Genomic DNA, 12,564 nt, shown 5'->3' on the forward strand with positions numbered 1-12,564 from the left:
TCGGATAAGCGAGATCAATGCAAAGGGCGCTTGGTTCAGCCGACAGGTTGTCCTCCGCCAATCCCTGGTCCACGCTGATGATTTCCGTGTAGCCGCTTCGCTTCATAGCACGTTAGCCGTTGAGGAGAGAGTAAATGGAAGAGAAGACCCGCCTGACCACTGCCGCTGGCGCACCGGTGGTCGATAACCAGAACGTGCAGACCGCCGGTCCGCGTGGCCCGATGTTGCTGCAGGACGTGTGGTTCCTCGAGAAGCTCGCCCACTTCGATCGCGAAGTGATCCCCGAGCGACGCATGCATGCGAAAGGCTCCGCGGCCTACGGCACCTTCACCGTCACCCATGACATCACCCCCTACACCCGGGCGAAGATCTTCTCCCAGGTCGGCAAGAAGACCGATATGTTCCTGCGCTTCTCCACCGTCGCCGGTGAGCGTGGCGCGGCGGATGCCGAGCGAGACATCCGCGGCTTCTCCATGCGTTTCTACACCGAGCAGGGCAACTGGGACCTGGTCGGCAACAACACCCCGGTGTTCTATCTGCGCGACCCGCTCAAGTTCCCCGATCTCAACCACGTGGTGAAGCGTGACCCGCGCACCAACCTGCGCAATGCGACCTTCAAGTGGGACTTTTTCTCTCACCTCCCCGAGTCGCTGCATCAGTTGACCATCGACTTCAGCGACCGCGGTCTGCCGAAGAGCTATCGGCACATCCATGGTTTCGGCAGCCATACCTTCAGCTTCATCAATGCGAACAACGAGCGCTTCTGGGTCAAGTTCCACTTCAAGACCCAACAGGGCATCGAGAACCTGACCAATGCCGAGGCTGCCGAAGTGATCGCCCAGGACCGCGAGAGTTCGCAGCGCGACTTGTACGAGAGCATCGAGAAAGGCGACTTCCCGCGCTGGAAGATGTACGTGCAGATCATGCCCGAGAAGGAAGCGGCCACCTATCGCTACAACCCGTTCGACCTGACCAAGGTCTGGCCCCACGGCGACTACCCGTTGATCGAAGTGGGCTTCTTCGAGCTGAACCGTAACCCGGACAACTACTTCGCCGAGGTCGAGCAGGCCGCTTTCACGCCGGCCAACGTGGTGCCCGGTATCGGTTTCTCGCCGGACAAGATGCTCCAGGGCCGTCTGTTCTCCTACGGCGACGCCCATCGCTATCGCCTGGGCGTCAACCACCACCAGATCCCGGTGAACGCCGCGCGTTGCCCGCACCAGGTCTACCACCGCGACGGCGGCATGCGGGTGGACGGCAACAACGCCCATCAGCGCGTCACCTACGAGCCGAACAGCTTCAACCAGTGGCAGGAGCAGCCTGACTTTTCCGAGCCGCCGCTGAGCCTGGAGGGCGCGGCGGACCACTGGAACCACCGGGTGGACGACGACTACTACAGCCAGCCGGCCGCGCTGTTCCATCTGTTCACCGACGAGCAGAAGCAGCGGCTGTTCGCCAACATCGCCGAAGACATCCGCGATGTACCGGAACAGATCCAGCGTCGCCAGATCGGCCTGTTCCTCAAGGTCGATCCGGCCTACGGCAAAGGCGTCGCCGACGCCCTCGGCCTGAAGCTGGACTGATGGCCTGATGAGGCCCCCGGCCCCCTTCCTAGGAAGGGGGCTTTTTTATCTGCATTGGCTTGACCCGGATCAGGCGGAGCCGGGAGCATATGCGGCTAGATTCCTAGTTTTCTCCAGGGAGAGCCCCCCGATGCAAGGCCATCCGGAAGTCATCGATTACCTCAACACGCTGCTGACCGGCGAGCTGGCCGCGCGCGACCAGTACTTCATCCACTCGCGCATGTACGAGGACTGGGGCTTCAACAAGCTCTACGAGCGCCTCAACCACGAGATGGAGGAGGAGACCCAGCACGCCGACGCCCTGCTGCGCCGTATCCTCCTGCTCGAAGGTACGCCGCGCATGCGTCCCGACGATATCCACCCGGGCACCACGGTGCCGGAGATGCTCGAGGCCGACCTCAAGCTCGAGCGCCATGTCCGCGCCGCGCTGGCCAAGGGCATCGCCCTCTGCGAGCAGCACAAGGACTTCGTCAGCCGCGACATCCTCAAGGCCCAGTTGGCCGACACCGAGGAAGACCACGCCTACTGGTTGGAGCAACAGCTTGGCCTGATCGCCAGGATGGGCCTGGAGAACTACCTGCAGTCGCAGATCTGACCCTACCCCGCGGATACGAAAAAGCCCCTGCGCCTCACGGCCGCAGGGGCTTTTTCATGAGCGCCCGGCAATCAGGCGCGATCGCGTTCCAGCAGCGGCTTGAGGAAGTGGCCGGTGTGCGACTGGGGCATCTCGGCCACCTGCTCCGGCGTGCCGTTGGCGATGATCTGACCACCCTTGGAGCCGCCCTCGGGACCGAGGTCGACCAGCCAGTCGGCGGTCTTGATCACGTCCAGGTTGTGCTCGATCACCACCACGGTGTTGCCGTGGTCGCGCAGGCGGTGGAGCACGTCGAGCAGTTGCTGGATGTCGGCGAAGTGCAGGCCGGTGGTCGGTTCGTCGAGGATGTACAGGGTCTTGCCGGTGTCGCGCTTGGACAGCTCGCGGGACAGCTTGACCCGCTGTGCCTCGCCGCCCGAGAGGGTGGTCGCGCTCTGGCCCAGCTTGATGTAGGACAGGCCGACGTCCATCAGTGTCTGCAGCTTGCGCGCCAGGGCGGGGACGGCGTCGAAGAACTCGCGGGCTTCCTCGATGGTCATCTCCAGCACCTCGTGGATGCTCTTGCCCTTGTAGCGGATCTCCAGGGTCTCGCGGTTGTAGCGCTTGCCCTTGCAGACGTCGCAGGGAACGTAGATGTCCGGCAGGAAGTGCATCTCCACCTTGATCACGCCGTCGCCCTGGCAGGCCTCGCAACGGCCGCCCTTGACGTTGAACGAGAAGCGGCCGGGACCGTAGCCGCGCGAGCGGGCCTCCGGCACGCCGGAGAACAGTTCGCGGATCGGCGTGAACAGGCCGGTATAGGTCGCCGGGTTGGAGCGCGGGGTACGACCGATCGGGCTCTGGTCGATGTCGACCACCTTGTCCAGGTGCTGCAGGCCGTCGAACGAGTCGTACGGCGCCACTTCCAGGGTAGTCGCGCCGTTCAGCGCGGTGGCGGTGATCGGGAACAGGGTGTTGTTGATCAGCGTCGACTTGCCGGAGCCCGAGACCCCGGTGATGCAGGTGAACAGGCCGACCGGGATTTCCAGGTTGACGTTCTGCAGGTTGTTGCCGCGGGCGCCTTTCAGCTTCAGCAGCTTCTTCTTGTCGCGCGGGGTGCGCTTGGCCGGAACCGCGATTTTCTTGCGCCCGGAAAGGTACTTGCCGGTCAGCGAGTCGGGGTGGTTCATCACCTGGTCGGGCGTACCTTCCGCCACTACCTGGCCGCCGTGCACGCCGGCCCCCGGACCGATGTCGACGACGTAGTCGGCGAGTCGGATCGCGTCCTCGTCGTGCTCGACCACGATCACCGTGTTGCCGAGGTTGCGTAGGTGGGTGAGGGTGCCGAGCAGGCGTTCGTTGTCGCGTTGGTGCAGGCCGATCGAGGGTTCATCGAGGATGTACATCACTCCCACCAGGCCGGCGCCGATCTGGCTGGCCAGGCGGATGCGCTGGGCTTCGCCGCCGGACAGGGTGTCGGCGCTGCGGTCGAGGGTCAGGTAGTCGAGGCCGACGTTGACCAGGAATTGCAGGCGGTCGCGGATTTCCTTGAGGATCTTCGCCGCGATCTCGCCACGGCGGCCGGTCAGGCTGAGTCCGGCGGCATACTCGCAGGCTTCGCCGACCGGCATCGCGGTGATCGCCGGCAGCGTCCGGTCGCCGACCCACACATGCCGCGCCTCGCGGCGCAGGCGGGTACCGTGGCAATCCGGGCAGGGCTGGGTGCTGAGGAACTTGGCCAGCTCCTCGCGGACCGTGGCCGACTCGGTCTCGCGGTAGCGCCGCTCAAGGTTCGGCAGGATGCCTTCGAAGGGGTGCGAGCGCTTGACGATGTCGCCGCGGTCGTTGAGATAGCGGAAGTCGACGTTTTCCCGGCCGGAGCCGTAGAGCACCACCTTCTGGTGTTCGGCGCCGAGTTCGTCGAAGGGTTCTTCCAGGCTGAAGCCGTAATGCTGGGCCAGCGAACCGAGCATCTGGAAGTAATAGACGTTGCGCCGGTCCCAGCCGCGGATCGCGCCCTCGGCCAGGGTCAACTCGCCGTTGACCACCCGGCGCGCGTCGAAGAATTGCTTCACGCCGAGGCCGTCGCAGGTCGGACAGGCGCCGGCCGGGTTGTTGAAGGAGAACAGCTTGGGTTCCAGCTCGCTGATAGAGTGGCCGCAGACCGGGCAGGCGAAGCGCGCCGAGAATATGATCTCCTCGACATCCTCGTCCTCGTCCATCGGTGCTACCAGGGCGATACCGTCGGCCAGGGACAGGGCGGTCTCGAACGACTCGGCCAGGCGTTGCTGGAGGTCCGCGCGAACCTTGAAGCGGTCCACCACCACATCGATGCTGTGCTTCTTCTGCTTATCCAGTTTCGGCACTTCGTCGAGTTCGTAGAGCTTGCCGTCGACCCGGGCGCGGACGAAGCCCTGCGCGCGCATCTCGTCGAACACCGCCAGGTGCTCGCCCTTGCGCTCGCGGATCACCGGCGCCAGCAGCATCAGCTTGCTGCCTTCCGGCAGGGCCAGGACCTGGTCGACCATCTGGCTGACGGTCTGCGCCTCCAGCGGGATGTCGTGGTCCGGGCAGCGCGGGGTACCGACGCGGGCATAAAGCAGGCGCAGGTAGTCGTAGATCTCGGTGATCGTACCCACGGTGGAGCGTGGGTTGTGGGAAGTGGACTTCTGTTCGATGGAAATCGCCGGCGACAGCCCTTCGATGGTGTCCACGTCCGGCTTCTCCATCATCGACAGGAACTGCCGGGCGTAGGCCGAGAGGGATTCCACGTAGCGCCGCTGGCCTTCCGCATAGAGCGTGTCGAAAGCCAGGGAAGACTTGCCGGAACCGGAAAGGCCGGTGATCACGATCAGTTTGTCGCGTGGCAGTGTGAGGTCGACGTTCTTCAGGTTGTGGGTACGCGCCCCACGAATCAGGATCTTATCCACAGCGGCCTCGCATGGCGGGCGAAAACCGCTGATTATACGGCTGGCCGCTAGCGCGCGGCAAAGTGGCGCGCCTGTGCCGCGAGGGGGCGGACTGGTAGAATGCGCGGCATTTTTCCGGCGCGGGCATTGCCCCGGCCGCCCAGGAGCGGGCGGCGGCGCCATCGGCAGGGGCATGAGGCCTTGCCCTGCAGCGGTTTCTTCCATGAGGGTGTTATGCACGACTCACATACTGAGCGGATGAGCGGTACCGAAACGCGAGCGGCCGTCGGGCTGTCACTGGTATTCGCCTTCCGCATGCTCGGCATGTTCATGGTCCTGCCGGTGCTGGCCACCTACGGCCAGGACCTGGCCGGCGCGACCCCGGCGCTGATCGGCCTGGCCATCGGCGCCTATGGCCTGACCCAGGCGATCCTGCAGATTCCCTTCGGGACCATTTCCGACCGCATCGGCCGGCGCCCGGTGATCGTCGTCGGGCTGCTGATCTTCGCCGCCGGCGCGGCCCTCGCGGCCAATGCCGACTCCATCTGGGGGGTGATCGCCGGCCGCGTCCTGCAGGGCGCCGGGGCGATCTCGGCGGCGGTGATGGCGCTGCTCTCCGACCTCACCCGCGAGCAGCACCGGACCAAGGCGATGGCGATGATCGGCATGAGCATCGGCGTCTCCTTCGCCGTGGCCATGGTGCTCGGCCCGGTGCTGACCCATCTGTTCGGCCTGCATGGGCTGTTCTGGTTCACCGCCGGGATGGCGCTGGTCGGCCTGCTGCTGATCCTGTTCTTCGTCCCGCAGCCGGACCACATGACCCAGCACCGCGAATCCAGCGTGGCGCGCCAGGCCCTGCTGCCGACCCTGAAGCACGGCGACCTGCTGCGCCTGGACGCCGGCATCCTGATCCTCCACGCCATCCTCATGGCCAGCTTCGTCGCCTTGCCGCTGGCACTGGTGCACGAGGGGGGCCTGCCCAAGGAGCAGCACTGGTGGGTCTACCTGACCGCGCTGCTGGTCGGTTTCTTCGGCATGGTGCCGTTCATCATCTACGCCGAGAAGAAGCGTCGCATGAAGCGCGTGCTGACCGGCGCGGTGGCGACCCTGCTGGCCTGCGAACTGTTCTTCCTGGTCTTCGGTCACAGCCTGGCCATGCTGGTGGTCGGCACGGTGGTGTTCTTCACTGCTTTCAACCTGCTCGAAGCCTCGCTGCCGTCGCTGGTCAGCAAGGTCTCGCCGGCCGGCGGCAAGGGCACGGCGATGGGGGTGTATTCCACCAGCCAGTTCCTCGGCGCGGCGCTGGGCGGCATCCTCGGCGGCTGGATGTTCCAGCACGGCGGGCTGAGCATGGTGTTCATCGGATGCGCGGTGCTCGCTGCCCTCTGGCTGGCGATTGCTGTTACCATGCGCGAACCGCCTTATGTGACCAGCATTCGCCTGCCGCTCGCGCCCGCCGCGCTGCAGGACGCGGTGCTGGTCCAGCGATTCAGGGCGTTGCCCGGTGTGGCAGACGCCGTGGTGGTGGCCGAGGAGGCCGCCGCCTATGTCAAAGTGGATACCCAACAAGTGGATCGCACCGCCCTCGAGCGCCTGGCCCAGGCCGCGCCGGGCGGATGCTGAACCTTAGGAGAACGTCATGGCCCGTGGGGTTAACAAAGTCATTCTGGTTGGTAACGTCGGTGGTGACCCGGAAACCCGCTACATGCCCAACGGCAATGCGGTGACCAACATCACCCTCGCCACCAGCGAGAGCTGGAAGGACAAGCAGACCGGCCAGCAACAGGAGCGCACCGAATGGCACCGCGTGGTGTTCTTCGGCCGCCTGGCGGAGATCGCCGGCGAGTACCTGCGCAAGGGTTCCCAGGTCTACGTCGAAGGCAGCCTGCGCACCCGCAAGTGGCAGGGCCAGGACGGTCAGGATCGCTACACCACCGAGATCGTGGTCGACATCAACGGCAACATGCAGTTGCTCGGCGGCCGCCCCTCCGGCGACGATTCGCAGCGCGCCCCGCGCGAGCCCATGCAGCGCCCGCAGCAGGCCCCGCAGCAGCAGTCGCGTCCGGCCCCGCAGCAGCAACCGGCGCCGCAACCGGCCCAGGACTACGACAGCTTCGACGACGACATTCCGTTCTAAGCGACGCCTTTGCGGCGCGGCCCGTCCGCGCCACGGGCAGACCTTCGAAGACCCCCTGCCGCCCTCGGGCCGCAGGGGGTCTTCGTTTTCAGGCGACGCCGCGCTGCAAGGGCACTTCGTCCAGGCCGCCTATGGCGGATAGAGCTTCCCGCATGGCACTGAGCTTAAGGCAGGTTTCGCGATACTCGTGGGCCGGTTCCGAATCGCCTACCAGACCGCAGCCGGCGAACAGGTAGCCCCGGCCCGGCGTGAGCAGGGCCGAGCGCAGCGCCACCAGGAAATCGCCGTTGCCTTCGCCGTCGAGCCAGCCCAGCGGCGCGGCGTACCAGCCGCGGTCCATCCCTTCGTGCTGGCGGATGTAGTCCAGCGCCGCGCTGCGTGGGTAGCCGCCCACCGCGGGGGTCGGATGCAGCGCCTGCAGCAGCCGCAGGATGCCGCCTGCGTCAGCGAGGCGGGCGCGGATCGGCGTGTTCAGGTGCTGGACTCGCGCCAGTCGTTTCAGACCGGGCGCATCGGGGATTTCCAGCACCTCGCTGAAGGGTTCCAGGGCCGTACGGATCGCCTCCACCACCAACTGGTGTTCGTGCCTGTCCTTGGCGCTGTCCAGCAGGGCCTGTCCGAGCCGCGCATCTTCCTGGGCATCGCCGCCGCGGGCGATGGTCCCGGCCAGGGCATGGGTGAGTGCCTCGCCGGCGCGAATGCGGACCAGGCGTTCCGGGGAGGCGCCGAGGAAGCAGGCGTTGCCGCGGCGACAGGCGAACAGCTGGGCGTCGGCATGTTGCAGACGCAGGTGTTCGATGACCTGCCACGGCTCGATGTCGCCGAGAGGCCGGGCCTGGGTGCGGGCCAGCACGACCTTGCCGAAGCGTCCCTGGCGGACACTGCTTACCGCGTCGCTCACCTTGGCTTCCCATTGCCTGCGCTCCTGCGCCGAAGCGTCGCCCTGCGCGCCAGCGGTCGGCCCCGAGGGCCGGCGTCTGGCCGGCTGCCTCAGGCGCAGTAGCGCCGAGCAGTGGTAGGCGGCCAGGGCCAGGGCATCTTCGCCGGGCTTGGCCAGGTGTTGGCAGAGTACCCGGTAGCGTTCGCCCTCGCGCAGCACGGTGATGCCGGCGAGCATCAGGCTGGCATCGGCGAAGGCTTGCCAGTGTTCCTCGCGCGGGCCGCGCGGATCGAAGCGGAATCCGCCGCACAGGCGCGGCGCCAGCGGGCCCTCGACCACGGCGTCGGCGCAGAGCAATTGCCAGTTTTCCTCGATCCGGGCGAAGCGCTGTTCGCCGTGGCCTTGCAGCTCCAGGGCGCAGCCCCAGGCGAAGAACGCCAGCTCGGGCTGTTCCCAGTACAGGCAGGGCGTTTGCCGGTCGTCCCAGGCACCGAATACCTGCAGCGGGTCCAATGGGTCGATCTCGAACGACGCCGCCACCAAGACCGGACGATCGAGCGCCTGCGCCTGGCCGATGGCGCGCTCGAAGGTGCCGCGCAAGGCGTGCAGGCACTGGCTCAGGGGCGCCAGCCGGCTCATGCGGCACCCCGTGTCTGGCGCCAGTACTTGATCTGCTCGGCGATGTACCAGTGGATGATCTGCGCGAACAGTCCCTCGACGAAGGGCGCGTCGAGTCCGTTTTCCTCGGCCCAGCGGGCGCGCTCGGGGAGCATCGCGGCGACCCGCTCGGGCGCCGGAATCGCCGCCTCGCTGGCCTTGAAGCGCGACGCCGCCTTGACGTAGTCCATGCGGCGGCCGAGGGCCTGGACGATATCCAGGTCGATCCGGTCGATGGCCTCGCGGATGTCCGCCAGGCCGGTGCAGTCTTCGGGAGTTTTCATCATGCAACCTCTCGGGAAAGGGCGTCGGGATGTGCGAGGCGGCGCAGCAGGTGCTCGATCACCGCGTCGCGCCCCTCGCTCAGGTAGAAGTGGCCGCCAGGAAAGCGCCGCAGCCTGGCGGGAGTCCGGCTGGCGTCGCTCCAGGCCTGCGCCTCGGCGGCGCTGACTTCCTCGTCGTGCTCGCCGAGGAGGACGTCGAGGGCGCAGGCCAGGGCGATGGGCTGCGCCCGTCGGTAGGTCTCGATCGCCTGGTAGTCGGCGCGCAGGATCGGCAGGAACAGCGCGCGCAGGTCGGCGTCCTCGAGTAGCTCGCTGGCGCCACCCTGGCGGCGGACGTCCTCCAGCAGCGCCGCCTCGTCGCCGCGGTGCAACGCGCCGCCGCGTTGCCGGTGCGGTGCCGGATGGGCGGAGACGAACAGGTGGCGCAGCGGCGCGCCGGCGCTTTCCAGGCGCAGGGCGGTTTCGTAGGCCAGCGCCGCGCCGAGACTGTGGCCGAACAGCGCCAGGGGCGCGTCGGCGAAATCGCGCAGGGCGAGGGCGGCGCCGTCGGCGAGGTCCTCCAGGCGGGTGGCCGGCGCCTCGTTGAAGCGGTCCTCGCGACCCGGGTACTGCAGGGCAAGCAGGTCGATGTCTGGCGGCAGGCGTTCGCTCCAGCTACGGAAGAAGCTGGCGCTGCCGCCTGCATGGGGGAAGCAGGCCAGGCGCAGGCGCGGCATCGGCGTCAGGCGGAACGGCCGGACCCAGGCGGCGCTCATGCGCGGGCCTCCAGCTCGCGGCGCAGGCGCTCGCGCAGGTCCTTCTTGCTGATCTTGCCGATGCCGGTTTGGGGGAAGGCCGGGACCAGCTCGATGCGGTCCGGCACCTTGAACGCGGCCAGCCCGCAGGCGTGCAGGTATTGCTTCAGCTTCAGCGCCGAGGGCGCCGGCTGGCGCGGGATGACGAAGGCGCAGGTGCGCTCGCCGAGCAGGCTGTCGGGCATCGCCACGACGGTGGCGTCGTGCACCTGCGGATGGGCTATCAGCAGGTTCTCCACCTCTTCTGCGGCGATCTTCTCGCCGCCGCGGTTGATCTGGTCCTTGTCGCGGCCCTCCACCACCAGGTAGCCGTCCTTGTCGCGGCTGACCCGGTCGCCGGTGCGGTAGAAGCCGTCCGCGCTGAAGGCCTTGGCGTTGTGTTCGGGCAGGCGGTAGTAGCCGCGGATGGTGTAGGGGCCGCGCACGGTCAGTTCGCCCACCTCGCCGGGGCCGACCTCGCGGCCCTCGGCGTCGACCACCCGCACTTCGTCGTCCGGCGACAGCGGCCGGCCCTGGGTATGCAGCACGCGTTCGGGCGGATCGTCCAGGCGGGTGTAGCAGATCAGCCCCTCGGCCATTCCCAGCACCTGTTGCAACTGGCAGCCGAGCACCGGTGCGACGCGTTGCGCGGCACTGCTGCCGAGCCTGGAACCGCCGACCTGGAGCAGACGCAGGCTGGATAGATCGGCGCGGCGGCTTTCCTGGGCATCCAGCCAGAGCATCGCCAGCGGCGGTACCAGGGCGGTGTGGGTGACCCGTTCACGGGCGATCAGGGCGAAGCAATGCTCGGGATCGGCGCGCTGGCTGACCACCACGCGGCCGCCGGCCAGCAGCGTGCCGATCACTCCGGGGCAGCAGAGGGTGAAGTTGTGCGCCATCGGCAAGCCGGTGAGGTACACCGTGTGCTCGTCGAAGCCGCAGACCTCGGCGCTGGCGCGGACGTTGTAGAGATACTCGCGATGACGCCGGGGAATCAGCTTCGGCGTGCCGGTGGTGCCGCCGGACAACTGGAAGCAGGCGATATCCTCGGCGCGGGCGGCGCATTCTTCCAGCGCGTCGGCCTGGTACAGCGGTGCCAGCGCTTGCAGCGGCGCCTCGGCCTCGCCGTGGATCAGCGCCATCCGGCAGGCGCCGCTGGCGAGCAGCTCACGGGCCATCGGCCGTGGGTCGAAGCCGTCGATCCGTTCGGCGCCGATGTAGGCCTTGGCCTCAGCGAAGCGGCAGAAACCGCTGATCTCATGCTGGCGATGGGCGGGGAGGGCGAGCACCGGGCGTACGCCGAGCTGGAACAGGGCGAAGCAGGTTTCGACGAAGGCGATGCCGTTGGGCAGGTGCAGCACTACCGTGTCGCCATGTGCGAGGCCGGCCTGGCGCAGTCCGGCTGCCAGGCGGCGGCAGCGCTGGAGCAGGTCGGCATAGCTGAGCCGCTGGTCGTCGTCGCAGAGCGCGATCCGCCGCGGATGGCGCGCGGCGCTGGCGGCCAGGGCTTCGGCGAAGTTCTGGTCCTGCCAGTGGCCGGCGTCGAGATAGCGGCGGACGAAGGCGGCGGGCCAGTCGGGGGCGTCGTCGACGGCCGATGGGGTGGCGGGCGAGGAAGTCATGCGATCTCCGTGGATGCGGTCGATTGCCATTGCTGGGAAATGAGATTTATTATCATTGGCGGGCGGCAGGGACCGCGCAAGCCCGCGCCTTTCGATTGCGGGGCTTTTTCATTCGCTGCAGGGGCGGAGTGCAGGGCGCTTTGTCCATCTCCGCTAAAAAGTCCCCCTGCCCCCACGTATCCAGGAAGGCGTCGCCGCGTCGGCAGCGCCCGGGCTACAGGAAAACCTGATGACCATCACCATCATTGCTCCGCCACAGGCCGATGCCGCCGCGCCGGCACCGGGCAACCGGCCCGGCGTCGCGCACATCGATCCGAACATGAAGCTGGTGACCGGAACCTTCTGTTCGGCCAGCGAGGACTGGTTCGAGGAACCGCTGGAGCGCGGCCTGCGCCTGATCCTCGTGCAGAGCGGCCAGTTGCGCTGCCGGATCCCCGGCCAGCCCGAGCACCTCATCGAGGGGCCGAGCCTGTGCACCATCGCCAACGACGGCGACTTCACCTCGGCGCAGATCTACGGCACCGACAAGCCGTTGCGCTACACCATCGTCCAGCTCGGCGTCGAAGCCCTGGACAGCCGCCTCGGCTGGCTGCCCGAGCAACTGATACGCCGCCCCGGCGGCGATCCGCGGATCATGAGCTGCCCGGCGCCGCGGGCGATGCAGGCGTTGGCCTCGCAGATCGCCACCTGCCAGATGCTCGGTCCGACCCGCGATCTCTACCTCGGCGGCAAGGCCCTGGAGTTGGCCGCGCTCAGCGCCCAGTTCCTTTCCGGCGAGGGGCGCCCCGTCGAGGAGCCGCGCATCACCTGCTCGGAGGTCGAGCGCATCCACGCCGCCCGCGACCTGCTGGTCGGCGCCTTGCAGGAGCCGCCGTCGCTGGACACGCTGGCCAGCCGCGTGGGCATGAACCCGCGCAAGCTGACCGCCGGCTTCCGCAAGGTGTTCGGCGCCAGCGTATTCGGCTACCTGCAGGAGTACCGCCTGCGCGAGGCGCACCGGATGCTCTGCGACGAAGAGGCGAACGTCTCCACGGTGGCCTACCGGGTGGGCTACAGCCCGGCGCATTTCTCCATCGCTTTCCGCAAGCGCTACGGCATCTCCCCCAGCGAGATCCGCTGAGTCTCCGCGACGACCCCCGACCCGG

At 67.5% G+C, this 12,564-nt stretch carries 10 protein-coding genes; 5 read left to right on the forward strand and 5 right to left on the reverse strand.

Annotated elements, in window-relative coordinates:
* Positions 1-134 precede the first annotated feature (134 nt).
* Positions 135-1,583, forward strand: coding sequence for a catalase KatA (gene katA / locus ACTJJX_RS31380; protein ID WP_003103909.1), 1,449 nt, complete (start codon positions 135-137; stop codon positions 1,581-1,583).
* Between the two features lie 130 nt (positions 1,584-1,713).
* Positions 1,714-2,178: a bacterioferritin gene (gene bfr / locus ACTJJX_RS31385; RefSeq protein ID WP_016852423.1), complete on the forward strand. Its 465-nt coding sequence runs from the start codon at positions 1,714-1,716 to the stop codon at positions 2,176-2,178.
* Positions 2,179-2,249: 71 nt separating this feature from the next.
* Here bfr and uvrA read toward each other — a convergent pair whose 3' ends face one another.
* Positions 2,250-5,087: an excinuclease ABC subunit UvrA gene (gene uvrA / locus ACTJJX_RS31390; protein WP_003093663.1), complete on the reverse strand. Its 2,838-nt coding sequence runs from the start codon at positions 5,085-5,087 to the stop codon at positions 2,250-2,252.
* Between the two features lie 213 nt (positions 5,088-5,300).
* Between uvrA and ACTJJX_RS31395 the strand changes: the two genes are divergently transcribed.
* Together ACTJJX_RS31395 and ssb are read left to right on the forward strand one after the other, a co-directional pair.
* On the forward strand, positions 5,301-6,689 hold the full coding sequence (locus ACTJJX_RS31395; protein WP_003103910.1) for an MFS transporter: 1,389 nt from the start codon (positions 5,301-5,303) through the stop codon (positions 6,687-6,689).
* A 16-nt stretch (positions 6,690-6,705) separates the two neighbouring features.
* A complete protein-coding gene (gene ssb, locus ACTJJX_RS31400) occupies positions 6,706-7,203 on the forward strand; it encodes a single-stranded DNA-binding protein (RefSeq protein ID WP_003114685.1) in 498 nt (165 codons plus the stop codon).
* A gap of 88 nt (positions 7,204-7,291) precedes the next feature.
* On the opposite strand, the gene pchA is transcribed toward ssb, so the two are convergent.
* The 4 genes from pchA to pchD are packed head-to-tail and all read right to left on the reverse strand — an operon-like array spanning position 7,292 to position 11,419.
* The gene (gene pchA / locus ACTJJX_RS31405; protein WP_003114686.1) at positions 7,292-8,722 is read right to left on the reverse strand and encodes an isochorismate synthase PchA; all 1,431 of its coding nucleotides are present in this window, start codon (positions 8,720-8,722) and stop codon (positions 7,292-7,294) included.
* Entirely contained in the window at positions 8,719-9,024 is a 306-nt protein-coding gene (gene pchB / locus ACTJJX_RS31410; protein ID WP_003106950.1) for an isochorismate lyase PchB, read from the reverse strand. Before pchB ends, pchA begins: the two co-directional genes overlap by 4 nt.
* Positions 9,024-9,779 carry a pyochelin biosynthesis editing thioesterase PchC gene (gene pchC, locus ACTJJX_RS31415; RefSeq protein WP_003114687.1) on the reverse strand — a complete coding sequence of 252 codons (756 nt, stop codon included), beginning with the start codon at positions 9,777-9,779 and terminating at the stop codon, positions 9,024-9,026. Before pchC ends, pchB begins: the two co-directional genes overlap by 1 nt.
* Positions 9,776-11,419 carry a pyochelin biosynthesis salicyl-AMP ligase PchD gene (pchD, locus tag ACTJJX_RS31420; protein WP_016852424.1) on the reverse strand — a complete coding sequence of 548 codons (1,644 nt, stop codon included), beginning with the start codon at positions 11,417-11,419 and terminating at the stop codon, positions 9,776-9,778. The genes pchC and pchD overlap by 4 nt, the downstream gene beginning before the upstream one ends.
* Positions 11,420-11,648: 229 nt before the next feature.
* On the opposite strand from pchD, the gene pchR reads away from it, so the two are divergent.
* The gene (gene pchR / locus ACTJJX_RS31425; RefSeq protein WP_003106955.1) at positions 11,649-12,539 is read left to right on the forward strand and encodes a pyochelin biosynthesis transcriptional regulator PchR; all 891 of its coding nucleotides are present in this window, start codon (positions 11,649-11,651) and stop codon (positions 12,537-12,539) included.
* The last annotated feature ends 25 nt before the right edge of the window (positions 12,540-12,564 follow it).

Source organism: Pseudomonas sp. 22490 (assembly GCF_052044465.1).
Lineage (GTDB): Bacteria > Pseudomonadota > Gammaproteobacteria > Pseudomonadales > Pseudomonadaceae > Pseudomonas > Pseudomonas aeruginosa.

Bases quoted from the DNA above. Each gene is read 5' to 3' on its own strand.
- pchR (WP_003106955.1), top strand. From the start codon at position 11,649: ATGACCATCACCATCATTGCTCCGCCACAGGCCGATGCCGCCGCGCCG.
- pchA (WP_003114686.1), bottom strand. From the start codon at position 8,722: ATGAGCCGGCTGGCGCCCCTGAGCCAGTGCCTGCACGCCTTGCGCGGC.
- ACTJJX_RS31395 (WP_003103910.1), top strand. From the start codon at position 5,301: ATGCACGACTCACATACTGAGCGGATGAGCGGTACCGAAACGCGAGCG.
- katA (WP_003103909.1), top strand. From the start codon at position 135: ATGGAAGAGAAGACCCGCCTGACCACTGCCGCTGGCGCACCGGTGGTC.
- ssb (WP_003114685.1), top strand. From the start codon at position 6,706: ATGGCCCGTGGGGTTAACAAAGTCATTCTGGTTGGTAACGTCGGTGGT.
- pchC (WP_003114687.1), bottom strand. From the start codon at position 9,779: ATGAGCGCCGCCTGGGTCCGGCCGTTCCGCCTGACGCCGATGCCGCGC.
- bfr (WP_016852423.1), top strand. From the start codon at position 1,714: ATGCAAGGCCATCCGGAAGTCATCGATTACCTCAACACGCTGCTGACC.
- pchD (WP_016852424.1), bottom strand. From the start codon at position 11,419: ATGACTTCCTCGCCCGCCACCCCATCGGCCGTCGACGACGCCCCCGAC.
- pchB (WP_003106950.1), bottom strand. From the start codon at position 9,024: ATGAAAACTCCCGAAGACTGCACCGGCCTGGCGGACATCCGCGAGGCC.